This is a genomic window from Conexibacter arvalis (assembly GCF_014199525.1).
Taxonomy (GTDB): Bacteria; Actinomycetota; Thermoleophilia; order Solirubrobacterales; family Solirubrobacteraceae; genus Conexibacter; species Conexibacter arvalis.
This window is the reverse complement of record NZ_JACHNU010000001.1, coordinates 1-21,848: the sequence shown is the minus strand read 5'-3', so window position 1 is coordinate 21,848 and position 21,848 is coordinate 1. Positions and strand designations below refer to the sequence as shown.

24 protein-coding genes and 1 pseudogene are annotated in these 21,848 nt (G+C 71.8%); all 25 read left to right on the top strand.

What is annotated here, in order from left to right; translation table 11 throughout:
- The first annotated feature begins 72 nt into the window (after nt 1-72).
- The 25 genes and pseudogenes from BDZ31_RS00125 to BDZ31_RS26180 all read left to right on the top strand — a co-directional run bounded on the left by BDZ31_RS00125 (nt 73) and on the right by BDZ31_RS26180 (nt 21,434).
- Complete coding sequence (locus BDZ31_RS00125) at nt 73-1,029, top strand: cyclase family protein (protein ID WP_183337796.1); 957 nt, start codon at nt 73-75, stop codon at nt 1,027-1,029.
- Entirely contained in the window at nt 1,026-1,811 is a 786-nt protein-coding gene (locus BDZ31_RS00120; RefSeq protein WP_183337794.1) for an SDR family NAD(P)-dependent oxidoreductase, read from the top strand. Before BDZ31_RS00125 ends, BDZ31_RS00120 begins: the two co-directional genes overlap by 4 nt.
- Nucleotides 1,808-2,506, top strand: coding sequence for a DUF4286 family protein (locus tag BDZ31_RS00115; RefSeq protein WP_183337792.1), 699 nt, complete (start codon nt 1,808-1,810; stop codon nt 2,504-2,506). The genes BDZ31_RS00120 and BDZ31_RS00115 overlap by 4 nt, the downstream gene beginning before the upstream one ends.
- On the top strand, nt 2,503-2,985 hold the full coding sequence (locus tag BDZ31_RS00110; protein ID WP_183337790.1) for a DUF3830 family protein: 483 nt from the start codon (nt 2,503-2,505) through the stop codon (nt 2,983-2,985). Before BDZ31_RS00115 ends, BDZ31_RS00110 begins: the two co-directional genes overlap by 4 nt.
- A 77-nt stretch (nt 2,986-3,062) precedes the next feature.
- Nucleotides 3,063-4,229, top strand: a complete 1,167-nt coding sequence (locus BDZ31_RS00105; protein WP_183337788.1) for an alpha/beta hydrolase — start codon at nt 3,063-3,065, stop codon at nt 4,227-4,229.
- Nucleotides 4,230-4,264: 35 nt separating this feature from the next.
- The gene (locus tag BDZ31_RS00100; protein WP_183337786.1) at nt 4,265-5,917 is read left to right on the top strand and encodes an ABC transporter substrate-binding protein; all 1,653 of its coding nucleotides are present in this window, start codon (nt 4,265-4,267) and stop codon (nt 5,915-5,917) included.
- Nucleotides 5,918-5,924: 7 nt separating this feature from the next.
- Nucleotides 5,925-6,890, top strand: a complete 966-nt coding sequence (locus BDZ31_RS00095) for an ABC transporter permease (protein ID WP_183337784.1) — start codon at nt 5,925-5,927, stop codon at nt 6,888-6,890.
- A complete protein-coding gene (locus tag BDZ31_RS00090) occupies nt 6,887-7,777 on the top strand; it encodes an ABC transporter permease (RefSeq protein WP_183337782.1) in 891 nt (296 codons plus the stop codon). Before BDZ31_RS00095 ends, BDZ31_RS00090 begins: the two co-directional genes overlap by 4 nt.
- Nucleotides 7,774-9,621 (top strand): dipeptide ABC transporter ATP-binding protein, encoded by a 1,848-nt coding sequence (locus BDZ31_RS00085; RefSeq protein WP_183337780.1) that lies wholly within the window; start codon nt 7,774-7,776, stop codon nt 9,619-9,621. Before BDZ31_RS00090 ends, BDZ31_RS00085 begins: the two co-directional genes overlap by 4 nt.
- Nucleotides 9,614-11,152, top strand: coding sequence for a long-chain-fatty-acid--CoA ligase (locus BDZ31_RS00080; RefSeq protein WP_183337778.1), 1,539 nt, complete (start codon nt 9,614-9,616; stop codon nt 11,150-11,152). Before BDZ31_RS00085 ends, BDZ31_RS00080 begins: the two co-directional genes overlap by 8 nt.
- Before the next feature lie 26 nt (nt 11,153-11,178).
- Nucleotides 11,179-12,369: a lipid-transfer protein gene (locus BDZ31_RS00075; RefSeq protein WP_183337776.1), complete on the top strand. Its 1,191-nt coding sequence runs from the start codon at nt 11,179-11,181 to the stop codon at nt 12,367-12,369.
- Nucleotides 12,369-13,121, top strand: a complete 753-nt coding sequence (locus BDZ31_RS00070) for an SDR family NAD(P)-dependent oxidoreductase (RefSeq protein ID WP_183337774.1) — start codon at nt 12,369-12,371, stop codon at nt 13,119-13,121. Before BDZ31_RS00075 ends, BDZ31_RS00070 begins: the two co-directional genes overlap by 1 nt.
- Before the next feature lie 11 nt (nt 13,122-13,132).
- On the top strand, nt 13,133-14,311 hold the full coding sequence (locus BDZ31_RS00065; RefSeq protein WP_183337772.1) for an acyl-CoA dehydrogenase family protein: 1,179 nt from the start codon (nt 13,133-13,135) through the stop codon (nt 14,309-14,311).
- A gap of 13 nt (nt 14,312-14,324) precedes the next feature.
- The gene (locus BDZ31_RS00060) at nt 14,325-15,434 is read left to right on the top strand and encodes an acyl-CoA dehydrogenase family protein (RefSeq protein ID WP_183337770.1); all 1,110 of its coding nucleotides are present in this window, start codon (nt 14,325-14,327) and stop codon (nt 15,432-15,434) included.
- Between the two features lie 33 nt (nt 15,435-15,467).
- The gene (locus tag BDZ31_RS00055) at nt 15,468-16,238 is read left to right on the top strand and encodes an SDR family NAD(P)-dependent oxidoreductase (protein WP_183337768.1); all 771 of its coding nucleotides are present in this window, start codon (nt 15,468-15,470) and stop codon (nt 16,236-16,238) included.
- Nucleotides 16,239-16,268: 30 nt separating this feature from the next.
- A complete protein-coding gene (locus tag BDZ31_RS00050) occupies nt 16,269-16,616 on the top strand; it encodes an EthD domain-containing protein (RefSeq protein WP_183337766.1) in 348 nt (115 codons plus the stop codon).
- Complete coding sequence (locus BDZ31_RS00045) at nt 16,613-17,071, top strand: FAS1-like dehydratase domain-containing protein (protein ID WP_183337764.1); 459 nt, start codon at nt 16,613-16,615, stop codon at nt 17,069-17,071. The genes BDZ31_RS00050 and BDZ31_RS00045 overlap by 4 nt, the downstream gene beginning before the upstream one ends.
- The gene (locus BDZ31_RS00040) at nt 17,068-17,496 is read left to right on the top strand and encodes a MaoC/PaaZ C-terminal domain-containing protein (RefSeq protein ID WP_221242758.1); all 429 of its coding nucleotides are present in this window, start codon (nt 17,068-17,070) and stop codon (nt 17,494-17,496) included. The genes BDZ31_RS00045 and BDZ31_RS00040 overlap by 4 nt, the downstream gene beginning before the upstream one ends.
- A 53-nt stretch (nt 17,497-17,549) precedes the next feature.
- Complete coding sequence (locus tag BDZ31_RS00035; protein ID WP_183337762.1) at nt 17,550-17,720, top strand: ribbon-helix-helix protein, CopG family; 171 nt, start codon at nt 17,550-17,552, stop codon at nt 17,718-17,720.
- Between the two features lies 1 nt (nt 17,721).
- A complete protein-coding gene (locus tag BDZ31_RS00030) occupies nt 17,722-18,096 on the top strand; it encodes a VOC family protein (RefSeq protein ID WP_183337760.1) in 375 nt (124 codons plus the stop codon).
- Between the two features lie 139 nt (nt 18,097-18,235).
- Nucleotides 18,236-19,528 carry an FAD-binding protein gene (locus BDZ31_RS00025; protein WP_221242757.1) on the top strand — a complete coding sequence of 431 codons (1,293 nt, stop codon included), beginning with the start codon at nt 18,236-18,238 and terminating at the stop codon, nt 19,526-19,528.
- A complete protein-coding gene (locus BDZ31_RS00020) occupies nt 19,528-20,169 on the top strand; it encodes a LysE family translocator (RefSeq protein WP_183340878.1) in 642 nt (213 codons plus the stop codon). The genes BDZ31_RS00025 and BDZ31_RS00020 overlap by 1 nt, the downstream gene beginning before the upstream one ends.
- Nucleotides 20,170-20,186: 17 nt before the next feature.
- Nucleotides 20,187-20,837, top strand: a complete 651-nt coding sequence (locus tag BDZ31_RS00015; RefSeq protein ID WP_183337756.1) for a hypothetical protein — start codon at nt 20,187-20,189, stop codon at nt 20,835-20,837.
- Nucleotides 20,838-20,892: 55 nt separating this feature from the next.
- A pseudogene (locus BDZ31_RS25695) lies at nt 20,893-21,024 on the top strand (adenosine-specific kinase); the annotation flags it as partial.
- Nucleotides 21,025-21,257: 233 nt separating this feature from the next.
- Nucleotides 21,258-21,434: a leucine zipper domain-containing protein gene (locus BDZ31_RS26180; protein WP_183337754.1), complete on the top strand. Its 177-nt coding sequence runs from the start codon at nt 21,258-21,260 to the stop codon at nt 21,432-21,434.
- Nucleotides 21,435-21,848 lie beyond the last annotated feature (414 nt).

Sequence of the window (21,848 nt, the reverse complement as noted above, 5' to 3'; positions counted from 1 at the left end):
GCAGACACAGTGTCCACAATATGGACAGTACACGGTCTGCTCCGCATCCGTCAACGCACTGGAGGTCGCCGCGTGAACGCCACCGACGCAGCCGCCAGGGTGCTGCACCAGCGAGAGCTTCCCAAGATCGCGTACGTCCCCGAAGAGCTCGGGCGCGGCAGCGGTCAGCGCCCCGAGCAGCTGCTCGCGGGCCTCGCGACGCCGACGCGCGGCGAGATCTTCGACCTCGACGCGGGCCGCTGGGCAGGCATGCCCGTCCTGCCCGTCCATCCGCCGTTCGTGATGACCACCTATCGCACGCCGCGCGGCGCCGCGGTCGACGGCGATCGCCCGCCGTCGCACACGTGCGGCGACGGCGCGGTCGACGGGAAGGCGGCTGGCGTGATGACGGAGCTGATGGTCGCCTCGACGCACACGGGCACGCACATCGACGCGCTCTGCCACATCACCAGCGGCGACCGCTGGTTCGGCGCCGGGGTCGAGCGCGAGCACCTCGGCGACTTCGGGCCGCTGCGCGCGGAGGCCTCCTCGATTCCGCCGTTCGTCTGCCGCGGCGTCCTGGTCGACGTCCCCGCGCTGCGCGGCGTCGAAGCGCTGCCCGCCGGCGAGCCGGTGACGGCCGACGACGTGCGCGCCGCGCTGGCGCGACAGCGCGTCGAGCTGCGCGCCGGCGACGCCGTCCTCGTGCGCACCGGCTACATGTCGGTGTGGGGGGAGGGCGGCGACCGCCAGCAGGCGCACTACGGCGCCGGCGTCGACCTCGGCGCCGCCGAGCTGCTCGCCGACGCCGGCGCGGTCGTGGTCGGCTCCGACACGGAGAACTTCGAGTGCGTGCCGCCGCCGGGCGGCGAGGACGCCTTCCTGCCGGTGCACGTGGAGCTGCTCGTCAAGCGCGGCATCCACATCGTCGAGCTGCTCTACCTCGAGCAGCTGGCGGCGGCCGGCGTGAGCGAGTTCCTGTTCCTCTGCCTGTCGCTGCGCGTGCGCGGCGCGACGGGCTCGATGGTGCGACCGGTGGCGATCGCATGAGCGACCACCGCACGCTCCACGACCTCACGGGCCGCACGGTGCTCGTCACCGGCGCCAGCTCCGGCATCGGCGCCGCCACCGCGCGACGGCTGGCCGCCGCCGGCGCCCGCGTGCTGCTCGTCGCCCGCGACGCGCAGCGCTTGGACGAGGTCCTCGGCGGTCTGCGAGCCGGCTCCGGGCATCGCGCGCTGCGCGCCGAGCTGACCGACGACGGAGAGGTGGCCGCGCTCGCCGAGCGGGTCGCCGCCGAGGCCGGCCCGCTGGACGGGCTCGTCCAATGCGCCGGCGTGTTCGCCCCCAAGCCGTTCGAGCAGATCTCCGCCGCCGAGCTGGACCGCACGTGGGCGGTCAACGTGCGCGCTCCGTTCCTGCTCGCGCAGGCGCTCGTCCCGGTGATGGCGAAGCGCGCCGCGATGGTCTTCGTCTCGTCGGTCTCCGGGCATGTGCCGATGGCGCATCAGGCCGCGTACGGGACGACCAAGAGCGCCGTCGACGGGCTGACGCGGACGCTCGCGGTCGAGCTGGCGCCGCGCGGCATCCGGGTCAACGGCGTCGCCCCGGGATTCACCGCCACGGCGATGAACGAGCACCTGCGCAGGGAGGAGGGACGCGTCGAGCGGATCGAGGGCGCGACGCTCGCGGCGCGGCTGGGGCGGCCCGAGGAGATCGCGGAGGCGATCGCCTACCTCGTCTCCGACGCGGGCGCCTTCGTCTACGGCCAGGTCCTCAACGTCGACGGCGGATACCCGGTGTCGCACATCCAGACGCGGCGACCGGCATGAGCGTCTTCTCGATCGTGCGCGCGAACGTCGCGGCCGGCGCCGCCGGGGACGCGCGGGAGTTCCTGCGCTGGTGGGCTGACGAGCACCAGCCTGAGTACGTCGCGATGGACGGCTTCCGTCGTGCGTGGCTGCTGGAGCGCGTCGACCACCCGCACGCCCGCGGCGAGCAGGGCCAGGCGTACACCGCCGTCTACGAGGTCGACGCCATCGACGACTTCCACCGCGCGCTCGACGCGGGACCCCCGTGGGGTCCGTGGCAGCGCTACGTCGACGAGTGGCTGGTCGACTGGACGCGCACCTACCGCGCCAAGACCACCGAGCAGACCAAGGACGAGCGTGCGGGGGCACACTGGGCGGTCGTGGCGGCCGACTTCGAGCTGGAGACGGCCGCCGAGCGTCGCCGCTTCGACGCCTGGTACGACGAGCGCCACCTGCCGGAGCTGCTCGCCAACCCGGGCTTCCACCGCGCCTGGCGCATGCGGCTGACGCCGCACGAGGGCGACCTCGGCGCGCGCGGCCACACCTTCTGGGCGGTCTACGAGGTCGACTCGCCGGATCACTTCGCGGCGGCGCGCCAACGCCGTCTGGAGGCGGGCGTCGAGCCGTGGGACGGCATCTGGGGCGAGCGCCTGCGCGACTGGTCGATCTCCTTCCACCGCGTTCGCAACCGGGTCGCCGACGGGGTGAGCGGATGACGTCGGCCGACGGCTGGTGGTTTCAACGGGAATGGAGCGACTTCCGCCGCGGCTCGACACACGTGCGCGTCCGCTGGCCGGGCGGCGAGGCCGTCGCGCGGCTGTTCGACGAGGGCGTGCCGCGGACGGCGAGCGGGTTCGCCGCCGCGCTCCCGATGGAGGTTCCGTTCGTCCACGTCGCCTGGAGCGGCGAGATGCTGATGGGCTGCGAGACGTACCGCTTCGGGGCCACCGAGCCCGAGAACGCGGTTCGGCTCGTGCGGCCGGGGGACCTGACGTGGGACCACAAGTTCGGCGAGCTGTGCGTCGCGTACGGCGACGCCGAATGCCGGCTGCCGTCCGGGCCCAACACCGTCGTCGTCTTCGGCGCTGTCGTCGAGGGCCTCGACGCGCTCGCGCGCTTCTGTCGCGAGCGGCGCTTCGCCGGCGTCGGCGCGTTGCGCTTCGAGCCGATCGGGGAGCGCGGTCGGCGGGCTTGACAACTCCCGGCCGAGCTTCCTAGTGTGTCTGTATTGCAGGCAGCTCGTCCATAATGTGGACATTGAGAGAGAGAACCATGCATCGAACGTCTTCCTCGTCGGCTCCCGGCGACGCCGTCGCCCTCGGCGCGTATGCGTATTGGCCCGACAACCTCGAGTGGTCGACGCAGATGCTCCGGCTGATCGGCTACGCGTACGTCGGCGGGACCGACTTCAGCGAGGTCCACGCCGTCGCGCGGGCGCTCCCCGTCGGCGACCGCGACGCGTGGCAGCAGGGCTTCGCCGGGCTCGCCCGGCGAGTCGACGAGCGGGCGCGTCTAGCGCGCGCCGCCGGGCATGACGTGAGCGCCCGCGAGGCGTGGCTGCGCGCCTGCGTGTACTACCGGATCTCAGGCCAGCTGCACGCGATCGACGGCCTCCGCGACGCCCCGGGAGTCGCCGACAGCCGTCGCTGCTTCCGCGCGGCCGCCGAGCTCGCGCCGACGCCGGTCGAACCGGTTGAGGTCCCCTACGAGGGGACCAGCCTCCCGGGGTACCTCGTCGCCGCGGCGCGCGGCGACGGGCCGCGGCCGGCGGTCATCGTCGTCGGCGGGATCGACGCCTTCTCGGAGGAGATGTACCTGAAGATCGGACGGGCGCTGAGCGACCGCGGCTTCGCCGCGCTGCTGTTCGACGGCCCCGGCCAGGGCGCGGCGCGCCAGCGTGGGATCTACGCGCGCCACGACTACGAGGTGCCGGTCGGCGCGGCGATCGACTGGCTGCGGGCGCGCGACGACGTCGACGGCGAGCGGGTCGCGCTCATCGGCTCCAGCCTCGGCGGCTACTACGCCACGCGCGCCGCCGCTTACGAGCCGCGCCTCAGCGCGTGCGTGATCTGGGGCGCCAGCGAGGGGATCGACGTCGCCAAGCTCCAGCCGGGCGGCCCGCTGGAGCACCGTCTGCGCCAGGTGGAGGCGCTGTTCGGCACCGACGACCCGGAGCAGTGGCGGGAGGAAGCCGGCCGCTTCGACCTCGACGGCGTAGCCGAGCGGATCGCCTGCCCGACGCTGATTCTCCACGGCGAGAGCGACGTGCTCGTCCCGCTCGCCGCGGCGCAGCGGACCTACGACGAGATCGGCCACGACGACAAGCGGCTGATCACCTACCCGCCGGGCGAGCCGGGCTGCACGCACTGCCAGCTCGACGCGCTCTCGGTGGCGCACCACGACATCTGCAACTGGCTCGAGGACCACGTCGCCGCCTGAGCCAGGCCAGCGACAGAAGCAACGGGAGAGAGAACGTGACGATCTTCAACGAGCCGCGCGTCAACCGCCGGCAAGCGCTCGCCGTCGGCGGCGCCTTCACGCTCAGCGGCCTGCTCGCCGCATGCGGTGGAGGCTCCAGCGGCCAGGCGTCCGACGCCGGGCCGGCCACCGCGGTCGCCGGCGGATCGGGCAAGCAGATCGACGCGCTGTCGATCAGCGTCCCGCAGCTCGGCGACCTGCTCCACACCACGCGCGCCGTCGGGCCGATCCTCGGGATCACGCTGCTCGGCATGGAGCCGCTCGTGCTCTACCAGCCGGACGGATCGCTCGCGCCCAACCTCGCCGAGTCGTGGGAGCAGCCGAGCCTGACGCGCTACGTCTTCAAGCTCCGCAGGGGCGTGCGCTTCTGGGACGGCAGCCCGCTGACGCCCGCCGACGTCGTCGCGTCGTTCGACGTCCACGTCGGCAGAAGCACCGAGTCGGCGTCGGCGTCGTACTGGACGAGCGTCGAACGCGTCAGCGCCCGCGGCGACGAGATCGTCGTCGAGCTGGCCGCGCCCGACCCGGCGTTCATCTACACGGTCGCGCGCACCGGCATCTTCAGCGCCGCGTTCGCCAGACGCAGAGGCGACAAGCTGGGCAGCCCGAGCGTGCTCAACCTCGGCACCGGTCCGTACCGCTTCACGGCGTTCACGCCGCTGTCGCGCGTGCGCCTGGAGCGGAACGACGGATACTGGGGCAGAGCGCCGCCGATCGGCCGCATCGACGCACAGGTCCTCAACCAGGACACCTTGCTGCTCGGCGTCCAGTCGGGCGAGGTCGACGCGGCGTTCGCGTTGCCGGTCTCACAGCTGAAGTCGTTCACCAGCCTGCCCGACTTCGCGCTCCAGAACGTGCCGGACGCCGCCGTCTACAAGTTCAACATGGTGGTTGACAGAGCGCCGTGGGACGACGTCCACCTGCGCCGCGCCTTCGCGCACGCCGTCGACCGCGAGGCGATCGCACGCGGCGTCCTCAACGGCGCCGACCCTGCCACGACGCTCGAGCCGCCGACGACCTTCGACGGCGCGCTGCCGAGGTCGGAGGTCGACGAGGCGTACGCCGAGCTCGCGCAGCTGATGCCGGCGTACGACCTCGACAAGGCCCGGCAGGAGCTCGCGCAGTCGCGATACCCGGACGGGATCAAGACCGAGGTGCTCGTGATGGCGAGCGACCCGAACCTCTCGGCGATCACGCAGACGGCCGCGCAGGGCGCGGCCGAGATCGGGATCAAGATCGACGTGCGCGAGGTCGACGAGAACACCTACATCAACGCCGTCTACCTCAGACACACGACCGACGGCCTGAGCATCGACAACTTCGGGGCGGGCGGGCCGGACCTGCTCAACATCCCCGACCTCACGCTCAACAGCCGCAACATCCCGCCGACGGGGTTCACGAACGTCGCCAACTACGAGAGCGCGGCGGTCGACGAGCTGCTCGCGCGCGCGAGCAGGCTCAGGGTCGACGACGCCAGACGCGCGCAGCTCGCGCTCGACGTGCTGCGCAGAGCGGGGGAGGACCTGCCCTACGTGCCGGTCGCGTTCCCGAAGGTCTACCTCGGCGTCAAGCGGGAGTACGCGTACGCGGGCTTCAACGCGTTCTGGTGGCTGAACCGCTGGCCGGACCAGATCGTCGCGCAGGACTGACGCACCGATGTCCGGCAACGTGATCGCACGCTTCCTCGCACGACGCCTCGCGGCGGCGGTGCTTGTGCTGCTCGTCGTCTCCGTCGTCGTGTTCCTGCTGATCCACCTCGCGCCGGGTGGTCCCGAGCAGGCGGCGGGCGGCGAGTTCGCAACGCCTCAGCAGCTCGCGAACATCCGCGCGTCGCTCGGCCTCGACGACCCGCTCGCCGAGCAGTACTGGCGCTTCCTCTCCAACGCGGTCGGGCTCGACTTCGGCAGCTCGATCGCCACGCGCGAGCCGGTCCTCGACGCGATCGGCAGAGGGCTGCAGGTGACGGCGCCGCTCGTGCTCGTCAGTTTCCTGCTCATCTGCACGATCGGCACGGCGCTGGGCACGCTGACGGCCCACCGAGCCGGCGGCTCGCTCGACCGTGCGACGGTCGGCCTGGCGCTCGTCGGCGCGAGCGCGCCGGCGTTCGTGACGGCGCTGATCCTGCTGACCGTCTTCGGCGTGCAGCTGCACTGGCTGCCGGTGTTCGGCACCGGCGAGGGCTTCGCCGAGCGGGCGCGGCACCTCGTGCTGCCGATCGCGACGCTGACGATCGCCGGCACCGCCGCGATGCTCCAGATCACGCGCACGCGCGTGAAGGAGGTGCTCGGCGAGGACCACGTCACGTTCGCGCGCGCCCGCGGGCTGTCGTCGCGCTACATCGTCGGACGCTCGGTGCTGCGCAACGCCGGGATCCAGATCGTGACCCGCAGCGGGACGATCGTCGTCGGCCTCGTGTCGTGGGGCCTGCTGGTCGAGACGACCTTCGGCCTCGACGGCGTCGGCCAGCTCCTGGTGAAGGCGATCAACGCGCGCGACATCCCGGTGATCCAGGGCGTGACGCTCGTGATCGCGGCGTTCATCGTCACCGTCAACCTGGTCGTCGACCTCCTGTACTTCGCGCTCGACCCGCGCGTCCGCGTCCATGCGGAGGCCCGCGCATGAGCGTGCCCGACGCCAAGGCCGCGGTCACCGCGCGGGACGGTCGCCGGAGCCGCAGCCGCAGCCGCGCCCGCCGGACGGGGATGCCCGTGTCGGTCGCGCTGAGCGCGGTCGCCCTGGCCGCCGCGATCCTGTGCGCGATCGCCCCCGGGCTGCTGGCGCCGCAGGACCCGGCGCTGATCGACCCCGCAGGCGGGCTGCAGACGGCCTCCGGCGCCCATCTGCTCGGCACCGACGCGCTCGGGCGCGACGTGCTCTCGCGCGTCGTGGCCGGTGCGCGCAGCGCACTCGTGGGCCCGCTCATCCTGACGTCGGCGACCGTCGTCATCAGCACCTTCCTGGCGCTCCTCGCCGGGTACCTCGGCGGCTGGTTCGACGCCGTCGTCAGCCGCGTCGCCGACACCATCTACGCGCTGCCGGCGCTGATCGTCACGATCGTCATCGTCGGCGTCTTCGGCGGCGGCTGGTGGCTGGCGATCGGGGTGCTCGTCGTGTTCAACACGCCAACGGCGCTGCGCATCCTGCGCGCGGCGGTGATCGAGCGCCGCGACCTCCCGTACGTGGAGGCGGCGCGCACGATCGGCGTCAGCCGCTGGTCGATCATGGTCCGCCACCTGCTGCCCAACCTCGAGCCGATGATCGTGACGTGCTTCTTCCTCGGCTTCACCTACGGCATGGTCGAGCTGTCGGCGCTGTCCTTCCTCGGGCTCGGCGTCCCACCCGGGTCGCCGGACTGGGGACGGATGCTGGCGGAGAACCGCGTCCAGGTCGCGCAGAACCCGTGGGCGGCGGTGGCGCCGGGCATCGCGATCGTCGCGACGGTCCTGAGCGCGAACATCCTCGGCGGTTGGATCTACGAGCGGCTCGAACGCAGAAAGCGGGAGCGATGAGCGACCACGAGACCACGCGCGCGCTTGCCGTCCGCGACCTTGACGTGTGGGCGTCGGGACCGCGCGGCGACGTCGCGATCGCGACCGGGATCGAGCTGGACGTCAGGCCCGGCGAGGCGATCGCGATCGTCGGCGAGTCCGGCAGCGGCAAGTCGCTGAGCACGCGGGCGGTGCTGGACCTCCTGCCAGAGGGCGTGCGCGCGACCGGCAGCCTGCGCTACGGCGAGAGGGACCTGAGCGCGCTCGCTCCGCGTGCCCGGCGCCGGCTGCGCGGGCGCGAGCTCGCGCTCGTCATGCAGGACCCCTTCACGATGCTCAACCCCGTCGAGCGCGTCGGCGCGCAGATCGTCGAGGCGCTGCGCGACGAGCGCGGTCGCCGTCCGTCGCGGGCGGCCCGCAGGGCGGAGGCGGTGCGGCGCCTGGCGGAGGTCGGGATCGCCGATCCGGCCGTCGCCGACCGCTACCCGTTCGAGCTGTCGGGCGGGATGCGCCAGCGCGTCGCGATCGCGGCGGCGATCGCCGAGGGCCCGCGCGTGCTCGTCGCCGACGAGCCGACGACGGCGCTCGACGTCACGACCCAGCGCCAGATCCTGGAGCTGCTCGGGGAGCTGCGGCGCACGCACGAGATGGCGCTCGTGCTGATCACCCACGACCTCAGCGTGGCGTTCTCGGTCTGCGACCGCGTCTACGTGATGTACGCGGGCGCGCTGCTGGAGACGGCCCCGTCGCGCGAGCTGCGCGACCGGCCGCGGCACCCGTACACCCACGGGCTGCTGCTCGCCGAGCCGCCGGCCGATCGCCGCGTCGAGCGGCTGGCCGGCATCCCCGGCAGCGTGCCCTCGCCCGGCACGCGCCCGGATGGCTGCCCGTTCGCGCCGCGCTGCCCGTGGGCCGCGCCGGCATGCCGCGAGGGCACGCTGCCGCCGTTGCGCGAGACGGCCCCCGGGCACGGCACACGCTGCCTGCGGATCGACGAGATCGCCACGGAGCTCGGCCATGGCGGCGACCGGCCGGGCGTGACCGCCGACGCCGCGTCGCGCGCGTCGCGCGCGACGCTGGTCACCGTCGAGGGTGTGCGCAAGACGTTCGCCGGACGGCGCGGCCACGGCGGCACGACGGCGCTGGACGGCGTCGACCTGTCCGTGCGCGAGGGGGAGAGCGTCGGGCTCGTCGGCGAGTCGGGCTCGGGCAAGACGACGCTCGCGCGGATCGTCGTGGGCCTCGAGGAGGCCACCGACGGCCGGGCCGAGGTCGGCGGGGTCGCGCTCGTCGGCCGCACCACGCGCGCCGACCGCGAGGCGCTGCGCGACACCGTGCAGATGGCATTCCAGGACCCGTACTCGTCGCTGAACCCGGCGCGCACCGTCGGCGCGACGCTGCGCGAGGCGGTCCGCCTCGCCGGCGGCGAGCGGGCCGACGAGGAGCGCGCCGTCGGCGAACTGCTGGAGCGCGTCGGCCTGCCGGCGCAGTACGCCCAGCGGCGACCGTCGGCGTTGTCGGGCGGGGAGCGCCAGCGCGCGGCGATCGCCCGCGCGTTGGCCCGCAGACCGCGGCTGCTCGTCTGCGACGAGGTCGTCTCGGCGCTCGACGTGTCGGTCCAGGCGCAGATCCTCAACCTGCTGCGCGACCTGCAGCGGGAGCTGGACCTCGCGCTGCTGTTCATCACCCACGACCTCGCCGTCGTGCGCCAGGTCACCGACCGCGTCTACGTGCTGCGACGCGGCGTGGTGGTCGAGACGGGCGCGACGGCGAGCGTCCTCGACGCGCCCGCGCATGCGTACACGCGCGAGCTGATCGCATCGATCCCGGGCGGTCGATCGCTGGAAGGGAGCACACGTGCCTGAATCTGCACGAGACCGCGGCCTGGCGAGCTGGCTCGCCCGTCGGGCCAGCTTCGACCCCGAGCGTGTCGCGATGACGTTCGGCGAGCGCAGCTGGACCTATGCCGAGCTCCAGCACGAGGTCGAGGCGTTCGCCGCCGCGCTCGTGCGGCTCGGCGTGCGGCCCGGCGACCGGGTGGCGTTCCTGGACCTCAACCACCCGAACTACCTGCTCACGCTGTTCGCGACGGCGCGGCTGGGTGCGATCTTCGTGCCGCTCAACTTCCGCCTGACGGCGCCCGAGCTGCAGTTCGCGCTGGCCGACTCGGGCGCGTGCGTGCTGGTCTACGCCGAGCCGTTTGCGGAGGCGGTCGAGCAGATCCGCGACGAGATCCCCTGTCGCGCGTTCGTGCGCACGCCCGACGACGAGGCGGGGGAGCTCGCGACCGCGCTCGTCGAGAGCGGGCCGCCGCAGGAGGAGCGCTTCGTCGATCGCGACGACGTCGCGCTGATCATGTACACGTCGGGCACGACGGGGCGCCCCAAAGGGGCGATGATCACGCACGACAACCTGCTCGCGTCGATTCACGGATTCTCGCTGACGTTCGACACGCGCGCCGACGACCGCACGCTGGTCGTGGCGCCGCTGTTCCACATCGGCGGGCTCAACGTGACGACGTTGAGCGCCTTCCTCAACGGGGCGACCGTCGTGCTGGAGCGGCGCTTCGACCCGGACCGGGTGCTGCGCCTGCTCGAGGAGCGGCGCATCACGACGATGTTCGCCGTCCCGACGATGCTCGTCGAGATGGCGCGGCGGCCGGGCTTCGCGACGGCCGACCTCGACGCGCTTCGGCTGATCGTCTCCGGCGGCGCCCCGGTGCCCGTCCCGCTGCTCGAGCAGTACCTGGCACGCGGCATCGACGTCTGCGCCGGCTACGGGATGACCGAGGCGGCGCCGTTGATCACGATCGTCCCGCCCGGTCGCGTGCTCGACAAGGTCGGCTCGGTCGGTCTGCCGTCGTTCTTCACCGAGGTCACGCTCGTCGACGACCAGGGACGGGAGGTTCCGACCGGCACACCGGGCGAGTTCCTCGTCCGCGGCCCGAACGTGATGAAGGGCTACTGGAACCGTCCCGACGCGACCGCTGCGACGCTCGCCGACGGATGGCTGCGCACCGGCGACGTCGGCGTGCGCGACGAGGACGGCTTCTACACCGTCGTCGACCGCAAGAAGGACATGATCATCACCGGCGGCGAGAACGTGTATCCGGCCGAGGTCGAGGCCTGCCTGGTCGAGCATGAGCGGATCGCGGACGCGGCCGTCTTCGGCGTTCCCGAACCGACGTGGGGCGAGGCGGTCGTCGCCGTCGTCGTCGCACGGGACGACGCTGCGTTGACCGAGGAAGACGTGACCGCGTTCATGGCCGATCGGCTTGCGCGCTACAAGCAGCCGCGCCGGATCGTGCTTGTCGACGAGCTGCCCCGCAGCCCGAGCGGGAAGGTCGTCAAGGGGGAGCTGCGGACGCGCTACGCGGATCTCGCGCTGCGGCGATGAGCTTTGGAACCACAGGAGGAGCAGGGATGACACAGAGGACGTTCGTGATCGGCGTCGGCATGACGAGATTCGAGAAGCCCGGCAGCCGCGACTGGGACTACCCGGACATGGCCTACGAGGCCGGCTCAGCCGCGCTGCGTGACGCGGGCGTCGAGTACGGGCTCGTCGAGCGGGCCTTCGCGGGCTTCTGCTACGGCGACTCGGGCTCGGGTCAGCGCGCCGTCTACCGACTCGGCCTGACCGGCGTGCCGGTCGTCAACGTCAACAACAACTGCTCGACCGGCTCGACCGCGCTGTACCTCGCGCGCGAAACCGTGCGCGGGGGGCTCGCCGACTGCGTGCTCGCGCTCGGCTTCGAGAAGATGGAGCGCGGCTCGCTGGCGATGAAGTACCAGGACCGCGCCAACCCGCTCGGGCGCCACCTCGACGTGATGGCGCAGCTGCGCGCGCCGGAGAGCTCGCCGTTCGCGCCGCAGATGTTCGGCAACGCCGGACGCGAGCACATGGAGCGCTACGGCTCGACGCCCGACCACATGGCGTGGATCGGCTACAAGAACCACAAGCACTCGGTCAACAACCCGTACGCGCAGTTCCAGACCGAGTACAGCCTCGACGAGGTAATGCAGGCGAGGATGATCCACGAGCCGCTGACCAAGCTGCAGTGCTCGCCCACGTCGGACGGCAGCGGCGCCGCCGTGATCGCCTCCGAGCGCTTCGTCGACGAGCGCGACCTGTGGGATCGCGCCGTCGAGCTGGCCGGACAGGCGCTCGTGACCGACATGCCCTCGACGTTCGACAGCGGCAGCTGCATCGACGTCGTCGGCTTCGACATGAGCGCGACGGCGGCGAGATGGGCGCTGGAGGAGGCGGAGACGTCGATCGACGACGTCGACGTGATCGAGCTGCACGACTGCTTCAGCGCCAACGAGCTGATCACCTACGAGGCGCTCGGGCTGGCGCCGGTCGGCGAAGGCCACCGGCTCGTCGAGGAGGAGGCGACGACCTACGGGGGCCGCTGGGTCGTCAACCCCTCGGGCGGTCTCATCTCCAAGGGCCACCCGCTCGGCGCGACCGGGCTGGCGCAGTGCGCCGAGCTGACCTGGCAGCTGCGCGGCGCCGCCGACGCGCGCCAGGTGGAGGGCGCGACCGTCGGTCTGCAGCACAACATCGGCCTCGGCGGCGCCGCGGTCGTGAGCGTCTACAAGCAGGTCGGCTGATGCTGCTCGAGGGAGTCGGGGCGCTCGTCGCCGGCGGCGCGTCGGGTCTCGGCCGGGCGACCGCCGAGGCGTTCCTCGAGCGCGGCGCCGACGTGACCGTGCTCGACCTTCCTCAGGCGCGCGAGCGCGTCCCCGACGGCTCAGGGCTGACCTTCGCCGCCGCGGACGTGCGGGACGCGCGAGCGGTCGAGGAGGCGATCGCGGTCGCGACCCGCGCGAGCGCGCTGCGGGTCTGCGTCAACTGCGCGGGAATCGGCCCGCCGGCGCGGATCCTGCGCAGGGGCGTGCCGCACTCGCTGGAGGCCTTCCAGGAGATCGTCGACGTCAACCTGGTCGGCACGTTCAACGTGATGCGCCTCGCCGCCTCGGCGATGCGCGACAACGACCCGTGGAACGGCGAGCGCGGCGTGATCGTCAACACCGCCTCGGTGGCGGCTTACGACGGTCAGATCGGCCAGGCCGCGTATGCCGCGTCCAAGGGCGGGATCGTGTCGCTCACGCTGACCGCCGCACGCGACCTCGCCGACATGCTGGTCCGCTGCGTGACGATCGCTCCCGGCTTGTTCGAGACGCCGCTGCTGAGGGTGCTGCCTGACGCGGCGCGCGCGTCGCTGGCCGCCGCGGTGCCCCACCCGCACCGGCTCGGCGACCCGCGCGAGTACGCCGCGCTCGCAACGCACATCGTCGAGAACCCGATGCTCAACGGCGAGGTCGTCCGCCTCGACGGCGCGCTGCGCATGGCGCCGCGCTGACAGGCCGCACCATGCAATTGCAGGACGACCCCGACGAGGGGCGCTACCGCGCTGCCCTGCGCAGGTGGCTGAGCGACAACGCGCGCCACGCGCCACGTCTCGACGGTGAGCCCGACGCGGGCCAGATCGAGGCGTGGCGGGCCTGGAGCCGGCGGCTCCACGATGCCGGTTACGCCGGCATCACCTGGCCGCGGGAGCATGGCGGCCAGGGATTGGGACCGGCGCACCAGGCGATCTGGCTCCAGGAGAGCGCGCGCGCCGGCGTGCCCGACCACCTCGGCGTCATCGGCATCGGCATGGCCGGCCCGACGATCGGCGCGTGGGGCAGCGAGGCGCAGAAGCGGCGGTTCCTGCCGCCGCTCCTGCGCTGCGAGGAGATCTGGTGCCAGGGCTTCTCCGAGCCCGACAGCGGATCGGACCTTGCCAGCGTCCGCACGCGCGCCGTGCTCGACGGCGACGCGTGGGTCGTCAACGGCCAGAAGGTGTGGTCGTCGTACGCGCACATCGCCGACTGGTGCATCCTGCTCGTGCGCACGGACCGCGCGGCGTCCAAGCACGGCGGGCTGTCCTACCTGCTGCTCGACATGCGCACGCCCGGCGTGACCGTCCAGCCGCTGCGCCAGATCACCGGCGACCCGGAGTTCAACGAGCTGTTCCTCGACGGCGTCCGTGTCCCGCGCGACGCGATGCTCGGACGGCCCGGTGACGGCTGGGCGGTCGCGATGACGACGCTCTCGCATGAGCGCGGCACGCACGGCGTCGGCCTCGCCGCGCGTCTCGACGCCGAGCTGCGCGCTGCCGTCGCGCTGCTCACGCGGCGAGACGCGCGCGGCCGGTGCCCCGCCGACGACCCGCTCGTGCGCGACGCGATCGCCGAGCTGTCGATCGAGCTGCACGCGCTGCGGATCACCAACCTCCGCGCGCTCTCCGCGCTCAGACGCGACGGTGCGCCCGGTCCGGCGGCGACGATCGCCAAGCTGCGCTGGAGCGAGCTGAACCAGCGCCTCGCCGCGCTCGTCGGCGACGCGCTCGGGCCGGCGGCGTTGGAGCGTGGCGAGGCAGCGGTCGACCGCGGCCGCTGGTCGTTCGCGCGCCTGCGCAGCCGCGGAAACACGATCGAGGCGGGCACGAGCGAGATCCTGCGCACGATCGTCGCCGAGCGGGTGCTCGGACTGCCGAGCTCGCGATGAAGGGAGCGATTCGATGGACCTGACAGCGACCGACGAGCAGCGCGCGCTGCGTGCCGCCGCGCGTGAGCTGCTCGCGGCTCGCATGCCGCCCGCGCGACTGGCCGCGCTCGCGGACGAGCCGGCCGGTTGGGATCCCGCGATCTGGCCCGAGCTGGCCGAGCTCGGCTGGCTCGGCGTCGCCGTCCCCGACGAGCTCGGCGGCGCCGGCATGGGCCTGCTGGAGGAGACGATCCTCTTCGAGGAGAGCGCCGCCGTGCTGCTGCCCGCGCCGTTCTTCGCGACGGTCGCGCTGACGCTGCCCGCGCTGCTGTCCGCCGGTGCCGGCGACCTCGTCGCCGACGTCGTCAGCGGTCGCCTGCGCACGACGTTCGCGTGGGCCGACGCCGAGGGCGACGCGGCGCTGTCGGAGGCGGCGCAGACGCGACTGGAGCTGTCCGCGCGCGGTCCGGACGTCGCGTTGACCGGCAGCAAGGCGTGGGTCCCCGACGCCGACCGCGTGGAGGCGTTCGTCGTCGTCGCGCGCGACGACGACGAGCTGGCGCTGCTGTTCGTGCGCCGCGACGACCCCGGCGTCGAGCTGCGCCCGCTGACGACGATCGACACGACTCGGCCGCTGGCGGCGGTCGAGCTGCGCGAGGCGCGCGGTCGACTGCTCGCGCGAGGCTCGACCGCGCGCACCGCGGTGCGGGCGGTACGGGACCGCGCGCTCACGCTGGCCGCCGCCGAAGCGGTCGGAATCGGCCAGCGCGTGCTCGACCTCGCATGCGACTACGCGAAGGAGCGCCGGCAGTTCGGCCGGGCGATCGGCACCTACCAGGCGGTCAGTCACGCGCTCGCCGACGTCTACGTCCAGGTCGAGCTGTCGCGTTCGCTGGTCGTGTGGGCGGCCCTCGCGGTCGACGGGTCGGAGGCCGACGCCGACGTCGCGGTCGCCGCCGCGGCGGCGAAGGCGATTCCTGCCGCGGTCGACGCGTGCGAGCGGGCGATCCAGGTCCACGGCGGGATCGGCACGACCTGGGAGAGCCCGCTCCACCGCTACTACAAGCGCGCGCTCTCGCTCGCGGCGCTCGACGGACCCCCGACGCGCCACCGCGCCCGGGTCGCCGACGCCGTGCTCGGGTGAGCTCGCGGAAACGTCTGACACGGAAGGACCACGATGTTCGAAGGCAAGACGGCGATCGTGACCGGCGGGGCGCGCGGCATCGGCGCCGCCACCGCTGAGCTGCTGGCGAGCGGCGGGGCGCGGGTGGTGCTGAGCGACGTCGACGCGGACGCGGCGCGCGCCACGGCCGCGTCGATCGACGGCGAGGTGACGGTCCACGCCGGGGACCTGACGCGCGACGGCGAACCGGAGGCGCTCGTCGCGACGGCGATCGACGCCTTCGGTCGGCTCGACGTCGTCGTCAACAACGCCGGCTACACGCGCGACGCGCCGCTGCACAAGCTCGACGACGACGCGTTCCAGGCGATGCTCGACATCCACACGGTCGTCCCGTTCCGCGTGCTCCGGGCCGCGGCGCCGCACCTGCGCGAGCCGGCCAAGCGCGAGCGAGCGGAAGGCCGCGAGGTCATGCGCAAGGTCGTCAACGTCAGCTCCGGCGCCGGCACGATGGGCAACGCAGGACAGGCCAACTACGCGGCCGCGAAGGCCGGTGTCGTCGGCCTCACCAAGACGTTGGCGAAGGAGTGGGGTCGCTTCAGCGTCAACGTCAACGCGGTCGCGTTCGGGTTGATCGAGACCCGGCTGAGCGCCGCGATCCCTGAGCAGGCCCGGGCCGGGCTCGCGTCGGCAGTGTCGCTCGGGCGGCCCGGCACGGTCCAGGAGGCGGCCAGCGCGATCGGCTTCCTCTGCTCGCCGTGGAGCGACTACGTCACCGGCCAGGTGTTGAACGTGAACGGCGGCATCCAGTTCGGAATGGCGGCCTGACCGGCCGACGCGCGAAAGAGGAGACGCACCATGCAGAGAGACGCATCCGCGCCGCTGGACGAGTGGATCATGGCCGTGAACGGCACGCTCGCCGCCGCGGCCGACCGAGTGGAGTTCGACCGCTGGTACGACGAGGTCCACCTGCCCGAGGTGCTCGCCTGCCCGGGATTCCGCTGGGGCCGGCGCTACCTCGGCGTGCCGGCCGAGGACGGGACGCCGTTCCTGACGCTCTACGGCATCGCGGGACCGGAGGCGCTCGACAGCCCGGAGCTGGCCGCAGTCCGGGGCTTCGGTCCGTTCACCGCCGACGTCACGTTCGTCACGCGCGCGTATCGGCAGAGCGCCCATGCGCGCGACGTCGTGGAGCGGCGGCGATGATCGATCCGGCGATCGAGGGCATGGAGCTGAGCACCATCCGGTTCCCGGTCGAACGGGGAAAGCTCGCCGAGCTCGCACGCGCGCTGCACGAAGAGGACCCGGCCTGGCACGACAGAGGAGCGGCGACCGCCGCGGGACTCGCGCAGCTGCCGGTGCCGCCGACGGTCACGGCTCTGGTCGACCACTGGCGCGCGGGCGGCCCGCTCGCCGACGTGACCGCGATCGGCATCGACGCGCGGCGGCTGCTGCACGGCGAGGTGGCGTGGGAGTACCTCGCGCCAGTGCGGGTCGGCGACGAGCTGACGGCCGTCGCCCGCGTCGCCGGCGTGAGCAGACGCGAAGGCAGACGCGGGGGCACGATGACCTTCGTCGCGATCGAGACGGAGTTCACGAACCAGCACGCGGAGCCGGTCGTCCGGCGGCGCGACACGCTGATCGAGACGGGGGCGGCGTGACCCTCCCGGCCGCGCCCGTCGCGCTCGCCGCGGGCGACGAGATGCCCACCGAGGTCGTCGGGCCGCTCACACGGACCGACTTCGTCCGCTACGCCGGCGCCGGCGGCGACTTCAATCCGCTCCATCACGACGACGAACTGGCCCGCGCCGCAGGGAGACCGTCGGTCTTCGGCATGGGGATGCTGCACGCGGGCATGCTCGGCACGCGGCTGGCCCGCTGGGTCGGACCGGACAACGTGCGCTCCTACACGGTGCGCTTCACCGGCCAGGTGTGGCCCGGCGACGTGCTGTCGCTCGACGGCCGCGTCGACGCGGTCGAGCCGGGCGAGGGGCTGCCGGTCGCGCGGCTGTCGCTGACCGTCACGCGACAGACCGGCGAGGTCGTGCTGCGCGCGACCGCGTCGGCGGTCGTCGCGGCCACGTGACGGCACCAGAGAACTGCTAGGCAGCTTGAGATATAGGATGCTAGCATTGTGGCGTGGGCAACTTGAAGCAGTTCAATGTCTACCTGCCGGTCGAGTTGATCAAGCAGGTCAAGCATCACGCGATCGATGAGGAGATCTCCTTGTCCGCGTTGGTGGCAGACGCACTGCGGGCGTACCTGGGCAACGCCCACGCGGATCAACGATCAGAACGGAGGGACGGTTGAGATGGCCACCGACGGTATCGAGGCGGTGTTCCTCACCACGCACAACTGGGGCAAGTCGGCCAAGTTCTTCCAGGCGCTGGGATTCGAGCTCGAGTTCGAGACTGACCACAACTCCGGCCAGTTCCGCCACCGCCTCGGGCCAACCGTGTTCATCGCCGAGGTCCCGGGCGACCAGCGGCCCGACGCGCAATTGGTCTTGAAGGTCAACGACGCTGACGGGTTCGAGGCCGAGCCGATCATCGACGTGATCGATCCGTTCGCAGCCACGCACTTCGGAACCCAGATGGCGACCATTCGCGACCCTGACGGACGGATCTGGAGCCTGCAGGCACCGAGCCGCTCCACATCACCCGAGGACACACCGCCGACCACTTGACGATGTGCACCGATGTGGGAGGAGTGTGAACGTGGGCGAATGGTCGCCTCGCAGCTTGCGAGGTTTAACCGGGCCGGTCTCGGTGGGCCCGATGTCGGGCGCTGGGGGTATGCAGACCGCCGTCGCGATATGCCCCGACGTGACCGTCGAACCATTGAACACCGACGACGTCATCCGTGCTGTCGCACATGCCGCGAGCCACCGGATTCCGCTCCGGACCATCAGCACCGGCCATGGAGCAACCTCAGGTGAGGGCGGAGTGCTGATCCGCACACACCGGCTCAGCGGCGTCCACATCGATCCCGATCGACAGATCGCCGACATCGGCCCGGGTGCAACCTGGGGTCAGGTCGGCGCCGCAGCAGCTCGTCATGGGCTTGCTCCGCTGAGCGGCACTGCGGCCACCGTCGGGGCCGCGGGTTACACGGTCGGTGGCGGTATCAGTCCGCTGTCCCGCCGATATGGATACGCCGCCGATCACGTCCTGGACCTCGACCTTGTGACGCCCGACGGGCGGCAACGGACGCTTGACGCCGAGAGTGATCCCGAGCTTTTCTGGGCGGCGCGAGGAGCAGCGTCCAGCCTGGGCGTCGTCACGCGGCTGCGCTTCCGACTGTTCCCGATCACCAAGGTCCGGGCGGGGGCGCTGACGCTGGACGTCGACGACTGGGCTGACGTCGTCGGGCGCTACCTCGACTGGACCGCCGGCATCTCGGACACCACGAGTTCGTTCCTGTCATTGAAGAACTTTCCCGACAGCCCGGACCTACCCGAGGCCGTTCGAGGCAAACGCACCGCGACCATCTATGTGACCTCACTGGACTCCACGGAAGCGCTCGCCACCTCGCTCGAACCACTGCGCCGTCTCCCGTTGGCTGCCGACAACGTCACGGACATCGCTGCTGCCGATCTGGCGACGGTATTCAACGAGCCGACCTGGCCCCACGCCTTCCAAGGAGACGCGATCGCAGCGATGGGGGTCAGTGCCTCCACCCTGTCCGGGCCCTTGTCGCACCTCTCAGACGACGTAGCGGTGCCCACGTTCCTGTTCGTCCACCACCTCGGCGGCGGCATGAGCGCCGCACCCGACCCGGCCAATGCGATCGGTAATCGGGCGGCCCGCTACATGGTCCGGATCGTCACCTCCCCCACACCCACCACCGATCCGGTGGCGACCGCGGCCGAGCACGACCGCACCCTGCGCTCCCTGAGCATCGAACCCACCGGACGCGTCAGCAACTTCCTCTTCGGCGACAACGTGCCCACTGCACCGCTGGCCGACTGCTATGACCCCGCCGACCTCCCGCGACTCGCCAGCCTCGTCACCCGCGTCGACTTAGACAACATCCTGCGGCCCGCCCGCGGACCCATCTCTACAGGACGAGACCATCGCAGGTGGCCTGGGCGAAGCGAGGAGAGACGGAGGAAGTGATGCCGGATGTTCAGGCGCTCATGGCGTTCGCCGTGATGTCGTTCGTGCTGATCGTGGTGCCGGGACCGAGCGTGCTGTTCGTCATCGGCCGCTCCCTGGCGCTGGGACGCCGGGGCGGGCTGATCAGCGTGCTGGGCAACGAGCTCGGCGGCCTGCCGCTGGTGCTCCTCGTCTCGGTAGGGCTCGGCGCCATCGTCGCGCAATCCGCCAAGCTGTTCCTCATCATCAAGCTCCTCGGAGCGGGGTACCTCGTGTATCTGGGCGTGCAGGCGATCCGGCATCGGCGCGTGGACACCGGCGCGATGACGGCTTTCGGCCAGAGACCGACATCCTCCTGGCGCGTGCTGCGGGAGGGCTTCATCGTGGGGGTGACGAATCCGAAGACGATCGTGTTCTTCGTGGCGGTGCTCCCGCGGTTCGTCACCCCGGGCAACGGCTCCGTTGTGCTGCAAATGGCGATCCTGGGGCTCGTGTTCACGGTGATCGCGCTTGCCTGCGACGCCTGCTGGGCTCTGATGGCGTCCGCAGCGCGCCAGTGGTTCGCGACGTCGCCTCGGCGCATGTCGACGATGCGCGCGACCGGCGGCGGGATGCTGGTCGGCATGGGTGCGACTCTCGCGCTCTCCCCCGCCAAGAGCTGAACAGGGTGATGGGAGCGATGGGAGAACGTCTGCCGGAGCCACCGGCCGAGCATCTGCTGGAACGGGCGAACTGGCTCGTTCGGGAGGCGCGTGCGATGTGCGAACGCCTGGATCTCTGGGGTCGCCTGCAGAACGTCGGCGCGCCCGTCGTGGTCGGTGCGGCCGGCCTGGGGGTGATCGATCGGCGGGACCTCGACATCACCACGACATGCGTCGCGTTGAACGAGAAGACGATCGGACGCATTGCCCGCCTGGGCGCGCATCTCGTCACGCACGAGCACGTGCGCCAGGTCGTGATCCGGGATGACACCGGCCGGTGGAACACCGATCCGCGATACCCGGACGGCTACTACCTGGGGCTCGAGATCATGGCGCCGAGCGAGAAGCTGTGGGCTGCGGATCTGTGGTTCGTCGACGAACCGGAGCGGCAGCCCGACCTTGAGCATCTCCGCCGGTTTGCACCGCTCATGAGCGACGAATCCCGCGCGACCATCCTCGCCCTGAAACGCGCGAGCCGAACGCACGGTACGGACGACGACACCGTGCCGGGGTACCTCATCTGCGAAGCCGTGACCCAGGGCGGTGTCCGCTCGATGACGGACCTCCGGGACTGGATGGACCGTCGGGGATCATCCAAGACCAACGGGGAAGGGGCGCACGCACCGTGAACGACAGGCTCTGCCCTCGGGCGGGTCAACGCTCTGATCCTCACGAGGCGTTCGCGGGACGGCGCATGCGCTGCGGTTCGGGATCGCGTTCTGCGAGGCGTCGGGTTCCCGGCTCGCGCGCCGGACGGGCAACGATCCGGAGCTGGTTGGGCTCGCGGAGGTCAACGCGCTGGCGATCGGTGCTGGGCGGCTCGACCACTACAACAACGACCGCAACCACAGCTCGCTCTCGGCCACCCACCAGCCGCGTTCAGAACCGACCGAGGCACAACACCTAGCTGTAGTTCCTGAGGAGGTTGTTCATCCGGGCCTCCTTGGAGGCTGAGAGCTGCCAAGCGACTCAGTCCAAGGAGGACACCGGATGAGGTTGCACGCTAACGCGGCGCTCAGTCTGAAAGCGCGTCGGGTTTGGTTGGGCGGGTGGTTGAGGAGGGATGGACGCTGACCTCGGCCGCCGAGGCGGCTGAGGTCAGCGTCCGTTGCGCGCGCAAGTGGGTGGGCCGCTATCCGATCTCGGCCAGCTCGGTTATCGCCTCGGCGTGCAGCGCATCGCGTTGCTCGCGGGTGAGGGTGTACGGCATCGTCGTCGCCTCCTAAGCGGTCGACGGCACCGAGACGGCCTTCGTTCGGCATCAGTGCAGGGGAGCGCGCGCACGCCTCGTCGGCATGCGGGACGATCGGCCTGCCCCGAGGGGCCAAGACCTTCGGTGCCAGGCCCCGGGGCGCTCCAACGCCGCCGAGGCCACCTTGTGGACGGGCGGCCACGATCGCTCTTTCCGGCGCCGCCAGCCAGCCGAATCGGCCGTAATCCAACAGCATCCACGGCAATCGGCCGGAATAAAGGCACTAGTGCCCGAAATGCCCGCGGATTGCCGCCGATTCTGGCGGATGCCCGAAACGACGAAACCCCCGCGTTAGAGGGTGTCGCACAAACCCCGGCCTGTGGCCGGGGTTTGTGCTGTCCGGGGGCTTTAAGACGATGCCGTGGTCGGCGTCGTCGGGGAGGTGCTG

What these genes read in the sequence shown, in the direction of transcription:
- BDZ31_RS00120 (WP_183337794.1), top strand. Translation starts at nt 1,026, where the DNA reads ATGAGCGACCACCGCACGCTCCACGACCTCACGGGCCGCACGGTGCTC.
- BDZ31_RS00115 (WP_183337792.1), top strand. Translation starts at nt 1,808, where the DNA reads ATGAGCGTCTTCTCGATCGTGCGCGCGAACGTCGCGGCCGGCGCCGCC.
- BDZ31_RS00110 (WP_183337790.1), top strand. Translation starts at nt 2,503, where the DNA reads ATGACGTCGGCCGACGGCTGGTGGTTTCAACGGGAATGGAGCGACTTC.
- BDZ31_RS00105 (WP_183337788.1), top strand. Translation starts at nt 3,063, where the DNA reads ATGCATCGAACGTCTTCCTCGTCGGCTCCCGGCGACGCCGTCGCCCTC.
- BDZ31_RS00095 (WP_183337784.1), top strand. Translation starts at nt 5,925, where the DNA reads ATGTCCGGCAACGTGATCGCACGCTTCCTCGCACGACGCCTCGCGGCG.
- BDZ31_RS00090 (WP_183337782.1), top strand. Translation starts at nt 6,887, where the DNA reads ATGAGCGTGCCCGACGCCAAGGCCGCGGTCACCGCGCGGGACGGTCGC.
- BDZ31_RS00085 (WP_183337780.1), top strand. Translation starts at nt 7,774, where the DNA reads ATGAGCGACCACGAGACCACGCGCGCGCTTGCCGTCCGCGACCTTGAC.
- BDZ31_RS00075 (WP_183337776.1), top strand. Translation starts at nt 11,179, where the DNA reads ATGACACAGAGGACGTTCGTGATCGGCGTCGGCATGACGAGATTCGAG.
- BDZ31_RS00070 (WP_183337774.1), top strand. Translation starts at nt 12,369, where the DNA reads ATGCTGCTCGAGGGAGTCGGGGCGCTCGTCGCCGGCGGCGCGTCGGGT.
- BDZ31_RS00065 (WP_183337772.1), top strand. Translation starts at nt 13,133, where the DNA reads ATGCAATTGCAGGACGACCCCGACGAGGGGCGCTACCGCGCTGCCCTG.
- BDZ31_RS00060 (WP_183337770.1), top strand. Translation starts at nt 14,325, where the DNA reads ATGGACCTGACAGCGACCGACGAGCAGCGCGCGCTGCGTGCCGCCGCG.
- BDZ31_RS00055 (WP_183337768.1), top strand. Translation starts at nt 15,468, where the DNA reads ATGTTCGAAGGCAAGACGGCGATCGTGACCGGCGGGGCGCGCGGCATC.
- BDZ31_RS00050 (WP_183337766.1), top strand. Translation starts at nt 16,269, where the DNA reads ATGCAGAGAGACGCATCCGCGCCGCTGGACGAGTGGATCATGGCCGTG.
- BDZ31_RS00045 (WP_183337764.1), top strand. Translation starts at nt 16,613, where the DNA reads ATGATCGATCCGGCGATCGAGGGCATGGAGCTGAGCACCATCCGGTTC.
- BDZ31_RS00030 (WP_183337760.1), top strand. Translation starts at nt 17,722, where the DNA reads ATGGCCACCGACGGTATCGAGGCGGTGTTCCTCACCACGCACAACTGG.
- BDZ31_RS00020 (WP_183340878.1), top strand. Translation starts at nt 19,528, where the DNA reads ATGCCGGATGTTCAGGCGCTCATGGCGTTCGCCGTGATGTCGTTCGTG.
- BDZ31_RS00015 (WP_183337756.1), top strand. Translation starts at nt 20,187, where the DNA reads ATGGGAGAACGTCTGCCGGAGCCACCGGCCGAGCATCTGCTGGAACGG.